Origin of the sequence: Streptomyces polyasparticus, assembly GCF_014493765.1 — a bacterium.
Classification (GTDB): Bacteria; Actinomycetota; Actinomycetes; order Streptomycetales; family Streptomycetaceae; genus Streptomyces; species Streptomyces polyasparticus.
Window position 1 is genome coordinate 860,799 of record NZ_JACTVJ010000004.1, and the last position, 19,933, is coordinate 880,731.

The window sequence follows — 19,933 nt, forward strand, 5'->3', positions numbered from 1 at the left end:
GGCTGGAACCGTTCTTCTGCGGTACCCGGCGGGACAATTGGCACCATCGAGCCCGTCCGGGGCGTCGTCGGTCGCCAAGCGGACCGCAGAGGACGGTCACATCATGACGCTTCAGTGTGAACAGCGGGGTGCTGCCTTGGTGGTGGCACTGCCCGCAGAGGTCGACATCAGCAACGCCGCAGAGATCGGCGGGGAGTTACGCGCACTGTGCCGCAGCCGCCTGGTCGACGCGCAGGACAGGCCGGTGCGGCTCGTGGTGGTGGACTGGTCCGCCGCCGGCTTCCTGACCATGGCCGGAACGGCCCTGCTTGAGGACCTCCACCGCCACCTCGAACAACTCGACGTGACCACAAGGGTGGTGACGGACCGTCGGCTCCCGCGCAAAATCCTGCACCTCGTGGGCCTCGACGGCCGCCTCCCCCTGTTCGACTCCCTCCAGCAGGCCCTGGCCGACGCCGAGGGAGCGAACAGCATCGGCGCCCGACAGCGCATCGATCCCCCCGGGCACGCCCACGCATCGCCGGGCTGATGGGATGCGGCTGATGGGTTGCGGCTGATGGGTTGCGGCTGATGGGTTGCGGCTGATCGGCTGGGGCTGATTGCTGCACCCGCACGAGCGCAACCGCTGCGCTGCGGCCGCTTCGAGGTTCGCCGGCGCAACCCCTACGCCGTTCTCGGCGAGGTCGACACCGCCGATGAGGCGGTGACTCTCGTCCTCACACTCCTGCCCACCGACTCCGAACCTGCCATCACCACGTCCGCGGACGAGCCCGCCTGACGAACCGACCCGCCGCTCGCGCTCCCATGGATCATCGCTGCCCACGACCGACGAGGAGAAGCACGGTGATCACCCAGGGAGTGCGCACCACAGTGCCATGCCATGCCTGCGGCGGCGTACTGACCCTCGATATCGGCCAGTTCATCGACCGTGGGCGCCTTTGGTGGGACACCTCAGGAAGCTGCCAGTCGTGCGACACCGTGTGGTGCGAGGAGGACAGCGGCAGGGTGACCCCGGACGCGATCCGCCAGGCACTACTGGCCCGCCACGGCTCTGCCCGGCTTCGCCTGACAGAGCCCGAGGCAAGCTCCGCACCCATCCTTCGTGCACTGCGCGAGGCACACGACGTGACACTCACACAGGCAAAGGCCCTGGCAGACGAACTGAAGGCGACAGGGTTGACGGGAACACTGGTCGAGATGGAGCTCCTCGCCGACCGTCTCCGGCAGCGCTCGGTCATGGCGGCGGTCGAGCAACCGGGCTGCTGAGCCCGCCGGTTGGACCGTGCCGCACTCGGTCGGCGTCGAGGCAGGCGACCGCATCCCTGGTTGTTGAAATGATGGGCCCGTGACAGAGCCGATCTTTCGATACCACCCGGATCCCGTTGCCACCGGGTCGGCATCGCGTGCAGAGCATGACTGCGGCGTCTGCGGCATGCGTCGCCAGATCCGCTACATAGGCCCCGTCTACGGCCGGCAACCTGATTCCCTCTGCCTTCACTGCATCCAGTCCGGAGAAGCATCCAGCACTCTCGGCGTCTCGGTCGAAGGCGACGAGGAGTCCGGCATGCTCGCGATGTTCAGCGATGCCGTCGACGTGCCGGACGACGTACCCATGTCGGTCGTCGATGAGATCACCCGACACACTCCCGGCTTCACCGCTTGGCAGCAGGATTCCTGGCTGTACCACTGCGGCGATGGCGCGGCTTACCTCGGCCCAGCTGGATACCGCGAGCTGCAAGCCTTCCCGGAGGCTCTGGCCATGCTCCGCGAAGATCACCAGCGTTACGGCTGGACGCAGCCGGAATCCGAAGACTTCCTCCGAAGCCTGGACCGGGAAGGCGAGCCGACCGCCTACCTCTTCCGCTGCTTGCACTGCGGCATGGGCCTGGCGTCCTGGGACATCGGCTGAGCTCACCGGCGCGCAACGATCCGGCGCGTGTGATGTCCAAACGTGACCCCGTCACCGAAAACGCCGGCATCGCTGCTCTCCATACAGAAAGCGCAGATCACCAGCTCCTCGACACCCAAGGCGATCACCATTCCTGCGAGCGTTGACGCCACCAGGCTTCCGCCGCCCATGCGCTCACGCGCTTGATCCACGGGTCGGGGATGGTGCGTCGCTCGAACTCGTCGTCAAGGCGGGACACGATGATCCCCAACTCGGCCTCAGCAGCCGGCGGCAGCCAGGCGAGAGCGTCGTCCAGCAGGTCTCGGGCATGGAGGGGATCGTGGCAAGCGCACCCGGGGCTGTCCGCTGTCAGGCAGCGGCCGGGCTGTCGCAGGAACCACACTCAGCATTCTCCAGACGGATGTGGCCGAACTCGTCGAGCTGTGCGCCGCCGGCGACATGGAGGAGGCCGAGCACGTGGCCCAGCGGCCGACCAGGAAGACCAACCCCCGGACGAGCGGCAAGCGAGACGGCGACAAGCCATCTGGCACGTAAGTGACACGGCGACTCTCTACCAACGCCGACCGGCCAAACATGACAGGGGCCCAGGCTCTCGGTTTCCACCGGAGAGCCTGGGCCCCTGTCTGCTACCGATCTTGTGGGCGCGGACGGTTTCGAACCGCCGACATCCGCCTTGTAAGGGCGGCGCTCTACCGCTGAGCTACGCGCCCGGGAGCGATCGACAGCCTACCTTGCCCGGGGCGGTGCCCCGCAAACCCGTATCCAGGTGGCGTCGGGGGTTAACCCCACCCCGGATCCGGTAGTGGCCCGGATCCCCCTGGGCGGGCCGCGATTCTACGGTCGGAGGCAAGCGCGGCCCCGTGGCCGTTCCGCCCGCAGGAGGAGCCGAGATGACCGTCCGCAGCGTTCGTACCCGTATCCGCAGCTCGCTGGTCACGGCCGGGGCGCTGGCCGGTGCGCTCGTGATCGTCGGCTGCTCCGACGTGAGCAAGGACAAGGACCCCGAGACCCGGGAGTTCGCGCTTCAGGGGCGGGAGTTGACCATCGACTCGGACGATTCCGCGCTCGATGTCGTGGCCGCCGATGTCGAGGACGTGCGCGTGACGCGGTGGTTCGACGGGCACGCCGTCGTCGGTGATGCGGAGGTGAGCTGGCGGATGGTCGACGGCAAGCGGCTCGAACTGCGCGTGAAGTGCGAGGGCGTGGTCACCTCCTGTGATGCCAGCCACCGCGTCGAGGTGCCGCGCAAGGTCGCCGTGACCGTCGACAACGAGGACGGCCGCGTGAACGCCACGGGCTTCGGCACCGCGCTGAAGATCAGGTCCCAGGACGGCCGGATCGTGGTGAAGGACGCGAGCGGTCCGCTGGATGTCGAGAGCAAGGACGGATCGTTCGAAGCTGTCGGTGTCGCCTCCCGTGACATCCGCGCGCACGTGCGGGACGGCCGTGTACGCCTCGCCCTCACCGAGGTGCCCGACCGGATCGACGTGCGCAGCAAGGACGGCTCGATGGAGATCGGTCTGCCCGAGGCCGCGTACAAGGTGGATGCCGATGCGCAGGACGGTTCGGTCGAGGTGGACGTGGAGCGCGACGCGTCGAGTCCGCATGTGGTGTCGGCGGTCAGCCAGGACGGCCGGATCCGCGTGCACACCGTCTGATTCCGCCCCCGATCCGACGGGTCCGGCGCCCCACCCGCCGGCCCACGGACAGACAGCGCCGCAATCCCCCACCACCAGCCCACAGCCCCCGCCCCGATGCCTGCCCCCCACCACCTCCCCACGCCCCCTCCGTAAGACCTGACCCCCCACCCCCTCCCGTACCGAATGCCGATCACCCCATACAGTCCGCAGCGGATCTTTGCTCAGCCATGGGCCATAAGCGCGAACTAAACGACCCGTGTGTTCGTCCTTAACCGGTGGGAGAATGGCTCCGGGCAGGGCGGATGACAGCACGGGAGTGGGATGTGACGGCGACACCATCGCGGCCTTACGCGGAAGTTGCTCGTCCCCGAAGGTCTGCGGGTGGGTTCCGCGATGTGCTCGCACTGGTGCTGCTGCCGGTGCCGCTGGTCGTGGCGGTGCTGCCGACCGCGTTCGCCGGGGGCGGTACGCGCCGTTGGTTCGGCGGGCGCGGCGAGAGCCAGCGCGCCGACGCCCAGGCCGCCAAGGACGCGGCGGCCGCGGCCTTCTACGACCTGGACAGCGCCCAGCGCGATCTGCGGATCTCCATAGACACGATCACCGCGGTCGACACCTCGCCTGCCGCCCGCCGCGCCGTCGACGACTTCGCGGCGCTCGGCCGCCGTATCGACGAGGTCAGCCATCAGTACATCGAGGCCGTCGACGCCCATGACCTCGACCGCGACGATCTGGAGGCCTCGATCGCGGCGCGCGCCCGCGCCGAACTCACCACCGCCAAGGACGCGCTGACCAAGACCAAGCAGGACCTCGACCGCTTCGCGCAGGGCCTCGGCCCGCTGCTCGACAAGGCCGAGACCCAGCTCGCCCGGCTCGCCCCCGCCGTGGAGCGGGCGCGGCAGACGCTGCTCGCGGCCAGTACGGCGCTCGACGGCGCCCGGGCCTCCGGCCTGAAGGCCGACGATCTCGCGGCGCGGCTCGCGGCGCTCGGCCCGGAGCTCACCAAGCTGAACCAGGGCGCCGGGCGCCACGGCGTGGCGGAGACGCTGCAGCGTGCGGACCGGGTCGCGCGGGACGGCGAGGCGGTACGGGCCGAGGCGGAGCGGCTGCCGGAGCGGGCGGCCGAGATCGACCGGCGCCTCGTCTCGCTGCGGACCAGGGCGCAGGCCCTGACCACGCGCGCCTCGCAGGTGGAGCCGATCCTCAGCGAGCTGCGCCGGCGGTTCACCACGAACTGCTGGCAGGACCTGCAGTCGGTGCCCGCACAGGCCGCCGAGAACGTCAAGCAGGCCGAGACCAAACTGGCCGACGCGCGCAAGGCGCGCGACGAGCAGCGCTGGCCGGACGCGACGGCGCTGCTGGGCACGGTGCGTGCTCTGCTCAATTCGACCGATGAGGCGGTCTCGGCCGCGGGCGACCGTCTGACCAGGCTGAACGCCGTGTCCAAGGATCCTGAGCAGGAGATCCAGCGGACCCGGTTCGCCATCAGGGACGCCCAGCGGCTGGCCATGGCGGGGCGGAACACCGCCGATCCGCGGCATGCCCGTCCGCTGGACGACTCGGTGGCCCGGCTCGACCGCGCGATCGCGACGCTGGAGGGGCGCCACCCCGACTACTGGCACTTCCTCACGGAGACGGAGTCGGTACGGCAGACCGTGTCCAGGGTCGTGACCCAGATCCGCGAGGAGCGCGGGGGCGGGGCGGCCGGCTGAGCCCGCCGCAGCCCAGAGGCCGGGGCGGCCGCCTGAGCGCGCCGGAACCCAAGGTCAGGGCAGTCGGCTGAGCCCGCCGGAGCGCGGCCGGCCCCGGGCAACTGACGCCAGGCGACGGCCCGGTGACGCTGAGCGACCCCAGGTGACATCGCCCCCGTACGGGCGGATCCTGGAAGCAGGTACGCGGCACACTCCGCGTACGCAGGCACGGCCTCCGCGACCACAGGGAGGCGGACATGGCCACGCACGCAATGCATCCCGGATCCCGGCGGCACATCACCCTCGACGAGCATCTGCCCGTCGACCACCGGCTCAGCACGGTCTACCGGATCGGGGCCGGTCTGACCGGTCTGGTGCTGCTCGTCTTCGGCATCCTCGGCCTGATCGACAAGGTCGGCTTCTTCGACACCGGCGGTGACCGCGTCGCCGGCCTCAACACCAACGGCGCGCTGAGCGTGCTCTCGATCTGCGTGGGGCTGCTGCTCTTCGCGGGCATGGTGATCGGCGGCAACTTCGCCTCAACGCTCAACATGGTCCTGGGAGTTGCCTTCATTCTCAGCGGGTTCGTCAATCTCGCCCTGCTCGAGACGCGGTTCAACTTCCTCGCGTTCGAGATCCAGAACGTCCTCTTCAGCTTCGCGGTCGGCATCATGCTGATGTTCTTCGGCATGTACGGCCGGGTCAGCGCGACGCTTCCGCACGACAACCCGTACTGGCAGGCACGCCACCCCGAACAGGCCGCGCGCGAGCAGGCCGCCAAGGCACATCGACCCCTGCGGCATGGAGGATCAGACCGTCCCGCGGGCACTCCGTTTGGAGCGAACGACGGATAATTGATAAATAACCAAGAGTCGTGCGAGGGTGAAAAGGAAGACCGACCACCCCTCGCTCGTACGCATCCCGGAGGCCCCCTGATGACCTACGCGGGGCGCGGCGTCCACAAGGCCGCCGTCGAGGCGATCGCCCTGCGGATCTTCGACGGGACGTACGAGGAAGGGGACATCCTCGGGCTTCCGCAGCTCATGGCGGATCTGGGCGTGAGCCAGACCGTGCTGCGCGAGGCGATCAAGGTCCTGACCGCCAAGGGACTGCTCGACGCCCGGCAGAAGCGGGGCACCTTCGTGCGGCCCCGCGACGACTGGAACCTCCTCGATCCCGATGTCCTGCGCTGGAAGCTCGCCTCCGGCGCACCCCATGACTTCTTCGCGGACCTCTTCGAGCTGCGGCGCGCGGTCGAACCCGCCTCCGCCGCCCTCGCCGCCGTACGCCGCACCGACGAGGATCTGGCCGCGCTCGATGCCGCCCTGGCCGCGATGGCCGCGTACGACAACGATCCCGTTCTCGCCGTACGGGCTGACGCCTCCTTCCATCTGGCGCTCCTGCGCGCCTCGGGGAACCGCTTCTTCTCCCAGCTGCACCGCGTCATCATCCCGGCCCTGATCGAGCGCGACCGTGCGGTGCACTCCCGGCCGCACGACGATCCCCTGCCCGAGCACGCCGCCGTGGTGGAACGCATCCGGGACGGGGACCCGGACGGTGCGCACGAGGCGATGCTCCGCCTCCTGGACCTGTCCATGCGCGACCACCCGTAGCACTGCGACTCCTGCCACCCCTGACACTGTCACTCCTGCCACCCCTAGCACTGTCACTCCTGCCGCCCCTAGCACCGCCCCTCCTGCACCAACCGCCACCGCACGCCCAAGCCATGGACGCGTCCGCGGACGCTGCACGGATGCGCCAGGAAGGAGACCGCATGAGGATCAGCCGGATCGAGACGTTTCTCGCCCCGCCGCGCTGGATGTTCTGCCGCGTGGAGACCGACGACGGGATCGTCGGCTGGGGTGAACCCGTCGTCGAGGGCCGCGCCGAACCGGTGCGCGCCGCCGTCGAGGTGCTCGCCGAGTACCTGACCGGCCAGGACCCGCTGCGTATCGAGGACCACTGGCAGGTCATGACGAAGGGCGGCTTCTACCGCGGCGGCCCGGTGCTCTCCAGCGCCGTGGCCGGGCTCGACCAGGCCCTGTGGGACATCAAGGGCAAGGCGTACGGGCAGCCGGTGCACCAGCTGCTCGGCGGTCCCGTGCGGTCGAAGATCCGCGCGTACGCCTGGGTCGGCGGGGACGAACCGGCCGCGATACGCGAGGCGGTGGCCGCCCAGATCGAGGCGGGCTTCACGGCGGTCAAGATGAACGGCAGCGGGCGGATGACGCCGGTGGCGACCCGCGCGGAGATACGGGAGTGTGTGCGGCGCGCCGAGACCGCCCGCGAAGTCCTGGGCGAGGAAAGGGACTTCGGGCTCGACTTCCACGGCCGCGTATCCCCCGCCAATGCACGGCGGCTCCTTCCGCTGCTCGCCGAAACCGCCCCGATGTTCGTCGAGGAGCCGGTCCTCTCCGAGCACATGAACGTCATGCCGGCCCTGGTGAACGCCTCCAACATCCCGATCGCGCTCGGTGAACGCCTGTACTCCCGCCGCGAGTTCCTCGCTCCGCTGGCATCCGGCGTGGCCGTCCTCCAGCCGGACATCTCCCATGCCGGCGGCATCTCCGAGCTGCGCCGTATCGCCGCACTCGCCGAGGTGTACGGCGCCCAGATCGCGCCGCACTGCCCGCTCGGGCCGGTCGCGCTCGCCGCCAGCCTCCAAGTGGCCTTCACCACGCCCAACTTCCTGATCCAGGAACAGTCGATCGGCATCCACTACAACCAGGGCGCCGAGCTCCTCGATTACGTGGCCGACCCGGAGCCCTTCCGTTTCCACGCCGGCTCGCTGGCCCGCACCGAGCGCCCCGGCCTCAGCGTGGAGATCGACGAGGCCGCCGTGCGGACCGCCGACAAGTCGGGGCACGCCTGGCGCAATCCGGTCTGGCGCCATGACGACGCCTCGTTCGCCGAATGGTGACCGGCGCACCGCCCCCGTGGACACCGACCTCCCCCGTAGACGAAGAAGAGAAAGAAAGAGCATGGATTTCAGCACCGCCCTGCGCGAGGAACGGCTTGTCGCGATCATCCGCGGCCGGCACGCGGAGGCGTCCTTCCGCAGCGTGATGACCCTGGTCGAGTCGGGCGTACCCCTGGTCGAGGTGTCGCTCAGCGGCACCGACGCACTCAAGGTCATCGAGCGCGCACGGGCCGAACTCGGTGACGAGGCCTGGCTCGGCGCCGGCACCGTGGTCACCGAGGAGGACGCCCAGCGGGCCGTCGAGGCCGGCGCGAACCTCATCGTCACTCCGGGGCTCGGCCCCGGCTGCGCCGCCTCCCTGGCGCAGGGGCTTCCGGTGCTCGCCGGGGTGCTCACGCCGAGCGAGATATGCCAGGCCGCCGCTTCGGAAGCCACGGCCCTCAAGATCTTCCCGGCCTCCGTGATGGGGGGCCCCGCCTATCTCAAGGCACTGCTCGGCCCCTTCCCCGACCTGCCGTTCGTGCCGGTCGGCGGGGTCGGCACAACCGAGGCCGAGGAGTATCTGAAGCTCGGCGCCATCGCGGTTGGCGTGGGCTCCCCGCTCATCGGCGACGCGGCGGACGGCGGCGACCTCGGCGAACTGCGCCGTCGTGCCGCGCAGTTCAAGGCGGTGTGCGCGCGATGAGCGGAGCGGTACAGGCCCCTGAAGTGCTCACCTTCGGCGAGACGATGGTCGCGCTGCGCGGCAGCGGTCCGCTGAAGCTGGGCGGCTCGATGCGGGTGTCCGTCGCGGGCGCCGAGTCCAATGTCGCCATCGGGCTCGGGCGGCTCGGCCACCGGGTGGCCTGGGCGGGTGCCGTGGGCGACGACGAGGCGGGGGAACTCGTCCTGCGCACGCTGCGCGCCGAGGGCGTGGACGTGTCGGGGGCGAGCCGGGACGACGGGGCGCCGACCGGTCTGATCCTGTTCGAACCTCGGCTGCCCGAGGTGACGCGGGTGCACTACTACCGCTCGGGATCGGCGGGTTCACGCCTGAAGGCCTGCGCCGTCGAAGCGGCGTTCACCGCCGCGCCGCCGCGGATCCTGCATCTGACGGGCATCACCCCCGCGCTCGGCCCGTCGGCGCTGTGCGCCGCACGCCGCGCGCTGCGGCTGGCCCGCGAGCACTCGACGCTCGTCTGCCTGGATGTGAACTTCCGCTCCCGGCTGTGGAGTTCGGAGGAGGCGGCGGACGTCCTGGCCGACTGGATGCCGTACGTGGATGTCCTCATCGCCTCCGACGACGAACTCCCGCTGTGCCTGCCGTCCTCCGCACCGCGCGAGGTGACCGGACAGGCGGAGCTGCTGCTCGGCCTCGGCGTGGGCGAGATCGTCGTCAAGTACGGGGCGGACGGCGCCGCGGTCCACACGGGCGGTGACGAGCTGCGCGCGCCGGCCCGCCAGGTGCGGGCGGTCGATCCGGTGGGTGCGGGTGACGCCTTCGTCGCCGGCTATCTCTCCGCGCTGCTCGACGGCGAGGACGCGGCGGGCCGCCTCGACCGGGCGGTGACCACCGGCGCCTTCGCGGTGGCCTCGCACGGGGACTGGGAGGGTGCGCCCACGCGGGCCGAGCTGCCACTCCTGGGCGCGGGGGCGGGGACCGTGGTGCGGTGACGGGCGTGTGGTGACGGGCGTGTGGCGCCGGGGCCCGGGCCCCGCCCCGAGATCAGCCGCAGCACCCTCCGCCGCAGCAGCCGCCTCCACCGCCACCGCCACCGCCACCACCGGCGGGCGCCGCGGACGTGCCGCCCACGGCCACCGCGGACAGCAGCCTGACCGTGTCCTCGTGCCCGGTGGGGCAGCTGGCGGGGGCGGACGACTCGGACATGGGGCGGCTGACCTCGAAGGTGTCGCCGCAGGTCCGGCAGCGGAATTCATAGCGGGGCATGGGGACAGGTTAGTGGGGGCGGCCTCCTGGTGGGGAGGTCCGGTCCGCCCCTCACGAGAGGGCCGCCCGAGGTCACCCCGTACGACCTGAAGACGTACGCCCGGACGCCCCACGCCCGGACGCCCTACGCCCTGAAGCCGTACGCCCGGAAGCCCTCACACCTTCCGCGCCAGCGTCACCCCGTCCGCCACCGGAATCATCACGCTCTCGACCCGCTTGTCGCCCCGCACCCGCTCGTTGAACTCGCGGATCGCCGCCGGCGCTCCCGTGGCATCCGGGTCGACCACACCCCCGCCCATGAACACGTTGTCCACCACGAGCAGCCCGCCCTGCCGCACCCGCGGCACCAGCTCTTCCCAGTACGCCCCGTAGTTGACCTTGTCCGCGTCCAGGAACACGAGGTCGATGTGGGGCTCCTGCGGCAGCGCGGCGAGCGTCTCCAGAGCCGGTGCGATCCGCAGCTCGATCCGGTCGGCCACCCCCGCGTCCTGCCAGGCCTGACGCGCGTACGCGGTCCACTCCTCGGAGACGTCGCAGGCGAGCAGCGTCCCGTCGGCGGGCAGCGCCTGCGCCATCGCGAGCGAGGACATCCCGGTGAACGTGCCGACCTCGACGATGTGCCGCGCCCCCGTCAGACGGACGAGAAAGGCCAGCAACGGGCCCTGGTCCCGGGCCACTTGCATCCCCGCGGCGTCCGGGAATTCGCTCCGCGTCACCTCGATCAGCTCGCGCTGCACCGCGTCCGGCGGCGGATTGTGCTCCACCATGTACGCGTAGAGCTCGTCGGTCAGCTGTGTGCGCCGGTCACTGGTCATGCATCCCCTTGGTGTCGGGCCGGGCCTCTCCCTGGCTCGCCGAAAGCCTCCGCCCGCCCGAAAGCGGACGCAAGCCGATTACTCCCCAAGCAGCCGGCTCACTCCTCCGAGCAGCCGGCTCACTCCTCCGAGCAGCCGGATCACTCCCCCAAGTACCGCAGTACGGCCAGCACTCGGCGCGAAATCCCCGGTGTCCCCGACAGCTCCAGCTTGTCGAAGATCGCGTTGATGTGTTTCTCCACCCCGCTCCGGGAGATGTGCAGACGCGTGGCGATGACCGCGTTGGTGTGGCCCTGCGCCATCTCGGCCAGGACGGCGCGCTCGCGCGCGGTCAGCCGTTCCAGGAGGTCCGCGTGGCTGGAGCGGCCGAGGAGCTGCGCCACCACCTCGGGGTCGAAGGCGGCCCGCCCCGCGTGCACCCGCTCCAACGCGTCCAGGAACTCGTCGACTTGGACCACCCGGTCCTTGAGCAGATACCCGACACCTTCGGTCTCGCCGGTCAGCAGCTCGGTGGCGTACCGCTTCTCCACGTACTGCGAAAGGACGAGCACACCCACGTCCGGCCACCGCTTGCGGATCTCCATCGCCGCCCGCAGCCCTTCGTCGCTGTGCGTCGGCGGCATCCGTACGTCCGCGACCACCACATCGGGCCGCTCCCGCTCCACGGCCGCGAGCAGCTGCTCCGCGTCGCCGACGGCGGCGAGCACCTCATGGCCCTCGTCGACGAGCAGCCGCACCAGGCCCTCGCGCAGCAGGGTGGAGTCCTCGGCCAGGGTTACGCGCACGGCAGCTCCGCGGTGATCAGGGTGGGTCCGCCGGGCGGACTGTGCACATCAAGTGTGCCGTCCAGGGCGGCGGTTCGGCGGCGCAGACCCACCAGGCCGCCGCCCGCGGGGTCGGCGCCGCCGATGCCGTCGTCCCCGACGGTGACGAGCAGCCGCCCGGACGCCTGTGCCAGACGTACGGAGATCGCGGTCGCCTGCGAGTGCTTGACCGCGTTGGTGACGGCTTCGGAGACCACGAAGTACGCGACGGTGGCCACGGGGCGGTCGGGCTCTGCCGGCAGGCCGTAGTCGAGCCGTACGGGAATCGAGGTGCGCTCGACCACCGATTCCAGGGCGGCCGCGAGCCCCGCCTCGTCGAGGGCCACCGGGTAGACCCGCCAGGCGACGTCCCGCAGTTCCCCGAGTGCGAGGCGGCTCTCCTCGTGGGCCTGGCGCAGGAGTTCCTCGCGGCGCTCCGGGTCCTGGCCGCGCAGTGCCCGGCCGAGCAGCATGCCGAGGGCGACGAGCCGCTGCTGCACTCCGTCGTGCAAGTCCCTTTCGATACGGCGCCGTTCGTCGTGCACAGCCTCGACGACTCCGGCCCGGCTGACGGCCAGCTCCTCGATCCGGCGCTGCAGCTCCTCCTGCTCGCTGGGGCCGAGGTGGTGGCGCGCGAGCTTCTTCTCCAACTCGCCGACGGCCAGCATCCCCTGCAGCGAAAGGAAGAGCAGGAAGAGACCGGCGAGACCGCTGAACAGGACCGTGCCCGGACTGTTCACGTCGCCCACGAACCACCCGAGGAACAGATACCCGCCGTACGCGGCACCGATGAGCACGCACACCAGGCAGACGGCGCCGAGCAGCCCGAGGGGCCACCGGGCGGCGAGATAGCGCAGCGCTCGCCCGGGGGTGTACGCGGCGGAGGACTCGGCCCCCAGATACGCCGCGAGCCGTTTGCGCTCCCACTCGGCGAGCCCCCGCGCGAGCCGGTGCACCGGGCGGAGCACCGCGCTGCGCGCCCGCGGCCAGGCCTGCACGAGCAGCAGCGCCAGACCCGCGAGCAGCGCGAAGAGCAGCTCGGCGAGGGCCGAGCAGGCGCCGAGCGTGAGCCCCACGGCGAGCCGGAGACCCCGGCGTACCAGAGATTTCATGATCACCCAGGCTAGGTGCGGTGCGGGGGCCTGCGCACTGCGGAAAACCGCAATTCCGCACTGCGGTGCACCGCAGCCGGGCCTTGCGGCCGGCTTCAGTGTGGCTTCAGGCGCGGCTTCCTACGGTGGAGGAATGATCGAAGACACCGCAACGCAGTGGGTCAACACGCTCATGGACGCCCTCGGGGCCCCCGGCGCGGGCCTCGCCATCGCGCTCGAGAACCTCTTCCCGCCGCTGCCCAGCGAGGTGATCCTGCCGCTCGCGGGCTTCGCCTCCAGTACGGGCAGCATGAACCTGATCGCCGCCCTGGTGTGGACGACGATCGGCTCCGTCGTGGGGGCGCTCGCCCTGTACGGGGTGGGGGCGCTGCTCGGCCGTGAGCGCACCGTGGCCATCGCGGCGAAGGTGCCGTTCGTCAAGCTGTCGGACATCGAGCGGACCGAGGCCTGGTTCCAGCGGCACGGCACCAAGGCGATCTTCTTCGGCCGGATGGTGCCGATCTTCCGCAGCCTGATCTCGGTGCCGGCCGGCATCGAGCGGATGCGGCTGCCCGTCTTCCTCACGCTGACGACGCTCGGCAGCGCGATCTGGAACACCGTCTTCGTCCTCTCCGGCTATCTCCTGGGAGAGAACTGGGAGCAGGTCTCGGGCTATGTGTCCGTCTACTCGAAGGTGGTCCTGATCGCGGCCGCCGGCGCCGTACTCCTCTTCGGGGCGATCCGGATCTTCAGGCCCGGTCGCGGTCGGCGTCGAGGAGCTGCCGCACGATCTCCTCACCCGCAGCGACTCCCCGCTCGTCAAGAGCGGTGAGCTGCGGCGACTGCCAGCCCTCGTCGGCGAGTTCGCCGTGGCCCGGCCGCCAGGCGCGGTCCGCGGCGAGCAGCAGGTCGGCGTCGAGCAGCGAGTCGCCGGCCGCGAGCGTGAGGCCCGCCTCGGTACGGCGCGCGACCTCGCGCATGGCGGCGCTCTTGGTCAGCGGCTTCGGCACCGCGTAGATCTTGCGGCCCTGCAGCGACACGGTCCAGCCGCGGCCGTCGGCCCACTCGGCGAGGTCCTTGACCCAGCCTTCGGGCAGCAGCGCCCGCTCGACCACGAGATAGGCGAACAGGTCCTCCGCCACGCGCTCCTTGAGCAGCCAGGCCTCGTCGGCACTGCGCCGCAGATGCTCGCGCACCTCGTCGAGCGAGGCGCACTCGTCGGCGAGACGGCGGGCGACCTGCTTGCGCCAGTCGCGGTCGGAGACCCCGTCGACGAGGATGTGGCCGCCGTTGGCGCAGATCGCGTACTGCGGCCGGGGGCCCGGCAGGTTGATCCGCCGGTACTGCTTGCGGGTCCGCGTGGTGGTCGGCACGAAGACGGTGCTGCGCGCCAGTTCGTCGAGGAGGACGGCCGCTTCCTCGGTGACGAAGGAGAGCGGCTTGCCCTCGTGCACCTCGACACAGACGAGCCGCGGCGCCTGCGCGTCGGGCATGCCGAGCGCCAGGGCGGCCGGTGAGTAGATCAGGGTCCGGTCGAGGTCGCTGGCCACCAGGGTGGGGGCCGTTCCTTGCGAAGGCATGAAGGGCGTGGTCACTTGGCGTCCACCGCCTTGCCGTCGGCGCCGGTGGCGCCGCGCGTGAAGCGCGGGTGGATCAGGCCGACACAGGTGTACGGGAGGTCGTCGACCTCCTCGACGGGGACTCCTCGCTGTTCGGCGAGCAGCCGTACGTGGTCGAGGTCCGCGCCGGCGCCGCGCTGGGCGAGGATCTTCCAGGGGACCCGGCGCAGGAGCACGCGGGTGGTCTCGCCGACGCCCGGCTTCACCAGGTTCACGTCGTGGATCCCGTACTCCTCGCTGATCCGCTCGACGGCGGCCCAGCCCTCCCAGGTCGGCGCGCGGTCGGCGACGAGCAGCTCCTTGACCTGGAGGTCCACGGCCTCGGTCACCTCGTCGAAGCAGGCGGCCACGGTGTCGAGGAAGAGCCCGGACACATCGGCGCCGAGCAGCTCGCGGTAGAACTTCGCGCCGTGGAAGTCGTCCGCGCCGACCAGGTCGGAGCGGAGCACCGTACGTGATATCAGGCCGGAGACCGTGGAGTTGAGGCAGGCGGAGGGGATGAGGAAGTCCTCGCGGGTGCCGTAGGTGCGCACGCAGGAGCCCGGGTCGGCGAGGACCGCGATCTCCGGCGAGAAGCCGGTGGCGCCGCCGGCGGCCTCGAACTCCTCGATGGCCTGGGCGAGTTCGCGGGTGATGGCGCCCTTGCCGGTCCAGCCGTCGACGAACACGACGGCGGCCGGGTCGTGGTGGGCGGCGAGATAGCGCAGGGCGTTGGCGTCGATGCCGCGGCCGCGCACGATCGAGACGGCGTAGTGCGGCAGGTCCAGGCCGTGGCGGTGCTGGGCCCAGCGGCGCATCAGGACACCGACCGGGGTGCCGGCGCGGGCCAGCGACACCAGGACGGGTGGGGTGTCGCCGGTGTGCTCGGCGAGCACGGTCTCCGTGACGACACCGACGGCCTGGGCGATCCGGGCCGCCGAGGTGTCGAGCGCGGCCTTGAACAGGTCCTGGTACTGCTCGCTCGGCTGGTACTCCACCGGCAGCGACTCGGCGTAGTGCGCGCCGCCGCTCTGGATCGCCTCCTCGCGCTCCTCGGTGGGCGCTTCGAGCTCCACGTCCGAGAGGTCCTGGAGCAGCCAGCCGACCTCGTCGGGTGCGTACGAGGAGAAGGCGGGGCCACGGAGGGGCTCGGGCAGCATGCGGGACCTTTCGGATGCGGACGCGGGGACCGATGCGGACCCGGAGACGGATGCGGACGCGGGGACGTACGACGGGATGACGGCGAGCAGCACCTGCCGTGCGTGCCCGGCGAGGCGGGCCAACAGGCCGTCGGGGGCGTGCAGTTCGGGCGTGTCCGCCACCGAGTCGACGACGAGGACGATCGAGTCGAAGCCGCCGCCCGCGACGTTGTACGCGTAGCGCGTGCCGGGTCCGTCGGCGGGGTTGTCGTGCGCCGGGAAGCTGAGGCGGGTGCGGATCGCGTAGCCCGGGTCGTCGACCGCGAGGACGGGCGAGCGCGTGGTGGTCGAGTAAAAGACGTCGACGCCCCGGCCCCCGATGACTCCTGCCAGCCGCAGCGGGGTGTACATCAGCTCCTCGAAGCCGAGCACGAGCGTGCGGCCGGCCCCTTCGCCCAGCGCCTCGGCGATGCGCGCTCCCATCCCCGGCAGCACACCGTCGAGCGCGACCCGGTGGCGTGGCGTGAAGCCGTGCCGCCCGCCGTCGGGCAGGCCCTCGGGCCAGCCGAGCTCGACCCGTGTGACCGTGCCGGGCGCCGAGCGCTGGGCGGGCACCTTGAGGGGCAGGGCCTCCTGCTCGGCGACGATCGCCTGGCCCTTCTCGAGGACGCCTTCCGGCAGCCGTACGGTGCCCGCCGCGCCCGCGACCAGGTCGACGCGCGCCCCGATCTCGGCGGCGAAGGCGTCGAGCCGGCCCTGGTCCTCGGGCGAGCGCATGTCCACGAGCGCGACGATCACATACCGGTCGCGGGGGTAGCGGGCGTGCAGGTCGCGGATCGTGTTGAGCACGGTGTTGCCGGTGGAGAACTCGTCGTCGACGAGCACCAACGGGCCGTCGCCCGCGAGGAGTTCGGGGTCCTCGGGAAGCAGCAGGTGCGAGGTCGCGTGCGAGTGGGACTCCTCGAAGCCGCCCGCCTGTGCCACGCCGTCCACCGGGCGCCGGGTGGAGTGCAGATACGGCGCGAGCGCGAGCCCGTCCGCGACGGAGTGGCCGAGCCCGGTCGCGGTCTCCGCGTAGCCGAGGACGACCGCCCGCGCGGCCTCAACCTCGCCGAGCAGCTCGTACACCCGGGCCCCGAGGTCCCGCCCCGCCATGTACACCGTCACGGGCCGCTGCGGGACGTGCTTGCCGAGCACGTTCGACACCAGCAGATGGGCCCGCTTGGGGTTACGGCGCAGCGCGAGCCCCAGCATCTCGTTCAGTTGCGCATCGCCGACCAGCTCGACTCCGAGCCGCTGCGCGACCCAGGTACCCGACCACACCACGTTCTTTGCTTTCCTCACGTCGTTCACGATCAGCCGGGAAGGCCGGCCGCGAGCAGTTCCACGAAGCCGACCTCGGCGTGGGCCACGCCGAAGACCTGCGCGCGCCGCAGGGTCCGCTCGGCCCAGGCGCGATGCGGCTTCACCTCGTTCATCTTGTTCGTGTACGCGGAGCGCAGGACGCCACCGCCGCCCATCTCGGGCCGCAGGATGTCCTGCGCGTCGCTGAACTCCTCATGGCTGACCACCGACATCGCGTGCACCGGCAGCACATGGGAGGGGTGGATACAGGTCTTGCCGAGCAGCCCGTTGGCCCGGTCGAGCGAGATCTCGCGGAGCAGTCCGTCCATGTCGTGCTCGATGAGCGCCGTGCGCAGCTCCTCGGCCCGGCCGAGGAAGGGACTGGCGCGCAGCTGCGGCTTGAACATCCGCTCCTGGTGGCGGAAGTACTCCCACACCGGCCCGGTCACGGTGAAGCCGGTGCCGTCGGCCCGGCCGAGCACGTTCACCACGTCCGCGATCACGGAGGCGACGATGTGCACGTCGTACGCGGTCATGTCCGGCGGCCGGCGCAGCCCGTACGCGGAGCAGAAATCGGTCACACCGAGCCGCAGCGCGAGGACGCGGTCGCGGTACTTGTCGACGGTGCGGGCGATCCCGGCGAGGGTGTCCGACCGGGACTCCAGATGAAGGAGCTCGGGCGACTCGAGGACCGGCATCGCGAACAGCCGCCGCCCGCTGGCCAGCTCGGCGGCGGCCACTGCCTCGAGGAAGGGCACTCCGCGGTCCTCGGTGAACTTCGGCAGCACGAATCCGGACAGGAGGGATACGGAGGGTCCGAGCCGGCGGACCAGGTCGGGTATCTGCGAGGGCTTGCGCACCCGTATGAACAGCAGCGGAACCGGTGTGTCCTGCGCCGCAAGCTCCGCGAACTGGGCGACGAGATTCGCCTCGGCGCCGTCCACCTCGGCGTCGTCGATCGAGTCCTCGAGGCAGAGCACCATCGAGACCACTCCGCGGCCGACCTGCTTGAGGATGTCCTGGGCGAGGCGGGGCCGGGTGGCCGGGCTGTACAGGGTGGCGCCGAGCGCGGCCGAGAGCAGGGGGGCGGGAGAGTCGGCGTCGAACTCGCCGGGCTCCTGGTGGAACAAACCCTTCCGGATCTCAGGCGCTATGTGCCCGAAATGACGCATGAGACTCCCCGTAACGACAGGTGACCGCTTCGATGTGGCCGGTAATAGTACGTAGGGACGCGTGTCGGCAGTTCCCCTCACGCGTGAAATTCAGGAAAACGCGAGTAACGCGGCCATGACCGACACTGTTGCACGAGTCGGATTCCACCCGACACAGTAGGCGTTCCGGCCGCTTCCGGTAGGGCCCCCGCGTTGTCCCGGCAAGCACGCAGCAGGCAGGATGACCGTCATGACGCACACGATGCTGAAGGGGTCGAACGTCCCGCTCGAAGCGACGGCGGTACGCGCCGTGCTGCGCTGGGCCCCGAGCTCCGATGTGCCCGACGTCGACGCCTCCGCGCTGCTGCTCGGCGCGGACGGCCGGGTCCGCTCCGACGAGGACTTCGTCTTCTTCAACCAGCCCCGCCACCCCTCGGGCAAGGTCTGGCGGCTCGGCAAGAAGCGTCTCGCCGAGGGCCTGACGGACACGCTCCAGGCCGATCTGGCGGGCATCGAACCGGCCGTGGTCAAGATCCTCATCGTGGCCTCGGCGGACGGCGTGCCGTTCAGGCAGGTCCGAGCGCTGCGTATTTCGCTGTACGACGCGGTCCAGGGCGGCGACAAGCCGTATGCGGTCTTCGATGTGAAGCCGGAGACCGGCGATGAGACGGCGCTGATCTGCGGCGAGCTGTACCGGCGCAAGGAAGGCTGGAAGTTCCGCGCGGTCGGCGAGGGGTATCTCAACGGTCTGGAAGGCCTGGCCACGGACTTCGGCATCGCGGTCGACGAGTCCGACAACAAGGCCGAGGCCCCCGCACAGCCCGCCCCGGTCCCCGCTCCCGCACAGCCCGTCGCTCCCCCGGACCCGGGGCCCGCCGCGGCCTCGCCGGGACCCCAGCCTGCGTACGGCTACCCGCACCAGCCGGCGGCCCCCACGCCCACCCCGCCGACCCAGCCCGCGTACGGCTATCCGCAGCCCGCAGCTTCGGGGCCCGCCTACGGCTATCCGCAGCCTGCCCCCGCGGTGCCGCCGGCCCAGCCCGCACCGGCCCCGGACCCGCACTTCAAGCTGCCGCCGCAGGGACCTCAGTTCATCGGCCGCTGACACGGGGGCCGGTGCACGGAGCCGTCGCCGGGGCGCGGGCACTCACCGGTCCCCCACCTTCGACTTGTAGCCCCGCCCCCACTGCAGCCCCCACCCGTACAACCGGTCCAGCTCGGCCTGGAACCCGTAGACGAACTTCACCTCGCGCCGCACCGTCAGCTCGCCCTTGACGTTCTCGAGGGAGAACACGGCGCAGGACCGGGCCTGCGGGGCGCGCTCGTCGAGTTCGATCTCGATCCGCGGCCCGTTGCTCGGATACAGCGTGACCTTGGCGTGCGTACGGTCGAAGGCCGGTGTCTGGTCGTAGATGTAGACGAAGACGAGCAGTCGCTTGATGGACTCGCGGTGGTCCAGATTGACGTAGATGGTCTCGCCGGAGGGCGCACCGAAGCGGTCGTCGCCGCTGAGCTTCACATACGGCGGCGCGTTGAGGTTCCCGAAGAAGCTGCCGAGCGGCTGGACCACACCCTTGGCGCCGTCCGTCAGCTCGTACAGGCACCCGATGTCCAGGTCGACGTTGACCACGCCCTGGGTGTGCGCCTGCACCACGTCGGGCTTGAACATCTTGAACGGATGCCTGAGCAGGCCGCTCTGCCGCGAGCGGCCCTCGATGTCCGACGTGCGCATCCGCCAGGACAGGTTGACCCGCAGATTGCCGGTGGCCGCGCCCTGACGGTTCAGGGACACCGCCGGGTGCCGTTTGGTGAGGGCGATCGCGTTGGTCGCGGCGCTCCCCGATTCGAACTGCGCGGCCCGTCCACGCCGCAGACCGTCCAAGAAGGACATCCCGCCCCCATTCCCCT

Annotated in this window: 22 protein-coding genes and 1 tRNA gene; 13 read left to right on the top strand and 10 right to left on the bottom strand. The window is 70.9% G+C overall.

Features of this window, described 5'->3' with window-relative positions:
• Nucleotides 1–103 precede the first annotated feature (103 nt).
• The 4 genes from H9Y04_RS08230 to H9Y04_RS08240 all read left to right on the top strand — a co-directional run bounded on the left by H9Y04_RS08230 (nt 104) and on the right by H9Y04_RS08240 (nt 1,909).
• A complete protein-coding gene (locus H9Y04_RS08230; protein ID WP_187812985.1) occupies nt 104–529 on the top strand; it encodes an STAS domain-containing protein in 426 nt (141 codons plus the stop codon).
• Nucleotides 530–598: 69 nt separating this feature from the next.
• A complete protein-coding gene (locus tag H9Y04_RS48410; protein WP_438818089.1) occupies nt 599–778 on the top strand; it encodes a DUF6193 family natural product biosynthesis protein in 180 nt (59 codons plus the stop codon).
• 65 nt (nt 779–843) lie between these two features.
• Nucleotides 844–1,266 (top strand): SIR2 family protein, encoded by a 423-nt coding sequence (locus H9Y04_RS08235; protein WP_308800898.1) that lies wholly within the window; start codon nt 844–846, stop codon nt 1,264–1,266.
• A 79-nt stretch (nt 1,267–1,345) separates the two neighbouring features.
• A complete protein-coding gene (locus tag H9Y04_RS08240; RefSeq protein WP_187812986.1) occupies nt 1,346–1,909 on the top strand; it encodes a CbrC family protein in 564 nt (187 codons plus the stop codon).
• 2 nt (nt 1,910–1,911) lie between these two features.
• On the opposite strand, the gene H9Y04_RS08245 is transcribed toward H9Y04_RS08240, so the two are convergent.
• Both H9Y04_RS08245 and H9Y04_RS08250 read right to left on the bottom strand, forming a co-directional pair.
• Complete coding sequence (locus H9Y04_RS08245) at nt 1,912–2,100, bottom strand: hypothetical protein (RefSeq protein WP_187812987.1); 189 nt, start codon at nt 2,098–2,100, stop codon at nt 1,912–1,914.
• Nucleotides 2,101–2,547: 447 nt separating this feature from the next.
• Nucleotides 2,548–2,619 (bottom strand) — tRNA-Val (locus H9Y04_RS08250).
• A 180-nt stretch (nt 2,620–2,799) separates the two neighbouring features.
• Here H9Y04_RS08250 and H9Y04_RS08255 point away from each other — a divergent pair.
• From H9Y04_RS08255 to H9Y04_RS08285, 7 genes are all read left to right on the top strand, one after another.
• On the top strand, nt 2,800–3,567 hold the full coding sequence (locus H9Y04_RS08255) for a DUF4097 family beta strand repeat-containing protein (RefSeq protein WP_187812988.1): 768 nt from the start codon (nt 2,800–2,802) through the stop codon (nt 3,565–3,567).
• 305 nt (nt 3,568–3,872) lie between these two features.
• Nucleotides 3,873–5,258 (top strand): hypothetical protein, encoded by a 1,386-nt coding sequence (locus H9Y04_RS08260; protein ID WP_438818084.1) that lies wholly within the window; start codon nt 3,873–3,875, stop codon nt 5,256–5,258.
• 236 nt (nt 5,259–5,494) lie between these two features.
• Nucleotides 5,495–6,091, top strand: coding sequence for a DUF4383 domain-containing protein (locus tag H9Y04_RS08265; protein ID WP_187812990.1), 597 nt, complete (start codon nt 5,495–5,497; stop codon nt 6,089–6,091).
• Between the two features lie 81 nt (nt 6,092–6,172).
• On the top strand, nt 6,173–6,850 hold the full coding sequence (locus H9Y04_RS08270; RefSeq protein ID WP_187812991.1) for a FadR/GntR family transcriptional regulator: 678 nt from the start codon (nt 6,173–6,175) through the stop codon (nt 6,848–6,850).
• Between the two features lie 161 nt (nt 6,851–7,011).
• Nucleotides 7,012–8,157, top strand: coding sequence for a galactonate dehydratase (dgoD, locus tag H9Y04_RS08275; RefSeq protein WP_187812992.1), 1,146 nt, complete (start codon nt 7,012–7,014; stop codon nt 8,155–8,157).
• A gap of 61 nt (nt 8,158–8,218) precedes the next feature.
• Nucleotides 8,219–8,842 carry a bifunctional 4-hydroxy-2-oxoglutarate aldolase/2-dehydro-3-deoxy-phosphogluconate aldolase gene (locus tag H9Y04_RS08280; RefSeq protein WP_187812993.1) on the top strand — a complete coding sequence of 208 codons (624 nt, stop codon included), beginning with the start codon at nt 8,219–8,221 and terminating at the stop codon, nt 8,840–8,842.
• Nucleotides 8,839–9,810, top strand: a complete 972-nt coding sequence (locus H9Y04_RS08285; RefSeq protein WP_187812994.1) for a sugar kinase — start codon at nt 8,839–8,841, stop codon at nt 9,808–9,810. The genes H9Y04_RS08280 and H9Y04_RS08285 overlap by 4 nt, the downstream gene beginning before the upstream one ends.
• 52 nt (nt 9,811–9,862) lie before the next feature.
• Here H9Y04_RS08285 and H9Y04_RS08290 read toward each other — a convergent pair whose 3' ends face one another.
• From H9Y04_RS08290 to H9Y04_RS08305, 4 genes are all read right to left on the bottom strand, one after another.
• A complete protein-coding gene (locus tag H9Y04_RS08290; protein WP_187812995.1) occupies nt 9,863–10,084 on the bottom strand; it encodes an FmdB family zinc ribbon protein in 222 nt (73 codons plus the stop codon).
• 155 nt (nt 10,085–10,239) lie between these two features.
• Nucleotides 10,240–10,899: an O-methyltransferase gene (locus tag H9Y04_RS08295; protein WP_187812996.1), complete on the bottom strand. Its 660-nt coding sequence runs from the start codon at nt 10,897–10,899 to the stop codon at nt 10,240–10,242.
• A gap of 140 nt (nt 10,900–11,039) precedes the next feature.
• Nucleotides 11,040–11,684 (bottom strand): response regulator transcription factor, encoded by a 645-nt coding sequence (locus tag H9Y04_RS08300; RefSeq protein ID WP_187812997.1) that lies wholly within the window; start codon nt 11,682–11,684, stop codon nt 11,040–11,042.
• The gene (locus H9Y04_RS08305) at nt 11,675–12,814 is read right to left on the bottom strand and encodes a sensor histidine kinase (protein ID WP_187812998.1); all 1,140 of its coding nucleotides are present in this window, start codon (nt 12,812–12,814) and stop codon (nt 11,675–11,677) included. The genes H9Y04_RS08300 and H9Y04_RS08305 overlap by 10 nt, the downstream gene beginning before the upstream one ends.
• Before the next feature lie 133 nt (nt 12,815–12,947).
• On the opposite strand from H9Y04_RS08305, the gene H9Y04_RS08310 reads away from it, so the two are divergent.
• Nucleotides 12,948–13,625 carry a DedA family protein gene (locus H9Y04_RS08310; protein WP_187812999.1) on the top strand — a complete coding sequence of 226 codons (678 nt, stop codon included), beginning with the start codon at nt 12,948–12,950 and terminating at the stop codon, nt 13,623–13,625.
• Here the strand turns inward: H9Y04_RS08310 and H9Y04_RS08315 are convergent.
• The 3 genes from H9Y04_RS08315 to H9Y04_RS08325 are packed head-to-tail and all read right to left on the bottom strand — an operon-like array spanning nt 13,543 to nt 18,046.
• The gene (locus H9Y04_RS08315) at nt 13,543–14,373 is read right to left on the bottom strand and encodes an HAD family hydrolase (protein ID WP_187813000.1); all 831 of its coding nucleotides are present in this window, start codon (nt 14,371–14,373) and stop codon (nt 13,543–13,545) included. The two genes, H9Y04_RS08310 and H9Y04_RS08315, sit on opposite strands and share 83 nt — an antisense overlap.
• 11 nt (nt 14,374–14,384) lie before the next feature.
• Nucleotides 14,385–16,874, bottom strand: a complete 2,490-nt coding sequence (locus H9Y04_RS08320; protein WP_308800899.1) for a phosphoribosyltransferase — start codon at nt 16,872–16,874, stop codon at nt 14,385–14,387.
• Nucleotides 16,875–16,885: 11 nt separating this feature from the next.
• Nucleotides 16,886–18,046 (bottom strand): HpcH/HpaI aldolase/citrate lyase family protein, encoded by a 1,161-nt coding sequence (locus tag H9Y04_RS08325; protein ID WP_187813001.1) that lies wholly within the window; start codon nt 18,044–18,046, stop codon nt 16,886–16,888.
• 229 nt (nt 18,047–18,275) lie between these two features.
• Between H9Y04_RS08325 and H9Y04_RS08330 the strand changes: the two genes are divergently transcribed.
• On the top strand, nt 18,276–19,130 hold the full coding sequence (locus H9Y04_RS08330) for a TerD family protein (protein ID WP_187813002.1): 855 nt from the start codon (nt 18,276–18,278) through the stop codon (nt 19,128–19,130).
• A 42-nt stretch (nt 19,131–19,172) separates the two neighbouring features.
• On the opposite strand, the gene H9Y04_RS08335 is transcribed toward H9Y04_RS08330, so the two are convergent.
• Nucleotides 19,173–19,916, bottom strand: coding sequence for a TerD family protein (locus H9Y04_RS08335; RefSeq protein ID WP_187813003.1), 744 nt, complete (start codon nt 19,914–19,916; stop codon nt 19,173–19,175).
• Nucleotides 19,917–19,933: the final 17 nt, after the last annotated feature.

Excerpts from the sequence above, each read along its gene's own strand:
- H9Y04_RS08230 (WP_187812985.1), top strand. The coding sequence starts at position 104 with ATGACGCTTCAGTGTGAACAGCGGGGTGCTGCCTTGGTGGTGGCACTG.
- H9Y04_RS08255 (WP_187812988.1), top strand. The coding sequence starts at position 2,800 with ATGACCGTCCGCAGCGTTCGTACCCGTATCCGCAGCTCGCTGGTCACG.
- H9Y04_RS08265 (WP_187812990.1), top strand. The coding sequence starts at position 5,495 with ATGGCCACGCACGCAATGCATCCCGGATCCCGGCGGCACATCACCCTC.
- H9Y04_RS08270 (WP_187812991.1), top strand. The coding sequence starts at position 6,173 with ATGACCTACGCGGGGCGCGGCGTCCACAAGGCCGCCGTCGAGGCGATC.
- dgoD (WP_187812992.1), top strand. The coding sequence starts at position 7,012 with ATGAGGATCAGCCGGATCGAGACGTTTCTCGCCCCGCCGCGCTGGATG.
- H9Y04_RS08280 (WP_187812993.1), top strand. The coding sequence starts at position 8,219 with ATGGATTTCAGCACCGCCCTGCGCGAGGAACGGCTTGTCGCGATCATC.
- H9Y04_RS08285 (WP_187812994.1), top strand. The coding sequence starts at position 8,839 with ATGAGCGGAGCGGTACAGGCCCCTGAAGTGCTCACCTTCGGCGAGACG.
- H9Y04_RS08290 (WP_187812995.1), bottom strand. The coding sequence starts at position 10,084 with ATGCCCCGCTATGAATTCCGCTGCCGGACCTGCGGCGACACCTTCGAG.
- H9Y04_RS08295 (WP_187812996.1), bottom strand. The coding sequence starts at position 10,899 with ATGACCAGTGACCGGCGCACACAGCTGACCGACGAGCTCTACGCGTAC.
- H9Y04_RS08305 (WP_187812998.1), bottom strand. The coding sequence starts at position 12,814 with ATGAAATCTCTGGTACGCCGGGGTCTCCGGCTCGCCGTGGGGCTCACG.
- H9Y04_RS08310 (WP_187812999.1), top strand. The coding sequence starts at position 12,948 with ATGATCGAAGACACCGCAACGCAGTGGGTCAACACGCTCATGGACGCC.
- H9Y04_RS08315 (WP_187813000.1), bottom strand. The coding sequence starts at position 14,373 with ATGCCTTCGCAAGGAACGGCCCCCACCCTGGTGGCCAGCGACCTCGAC.
- H9Y04_RS08325 (WP_187813001.1), bottom strand. The coding sequence starts at position 18,046 with ATGCGTCATTTCGGGCACATAGCGCCTGAGATCCGGAAGGGTTTGTTC.
- H9Y04_RS08330 (WP_187813002.1), top strand. The coding sequence starts at position 18,276 with ATGACGCACACGATGCTGAAGGGGTCGAACGTCCCGCTCGAAGCGACG.
- H9Y04_RS08335 (WP_187813003.1), bottom strand. The coding sequence starts at position 19,916 with ATGTCCTTCTTGGACGGTCTGCGGCGTGGACGGGCCGCGCAGTTCGAA.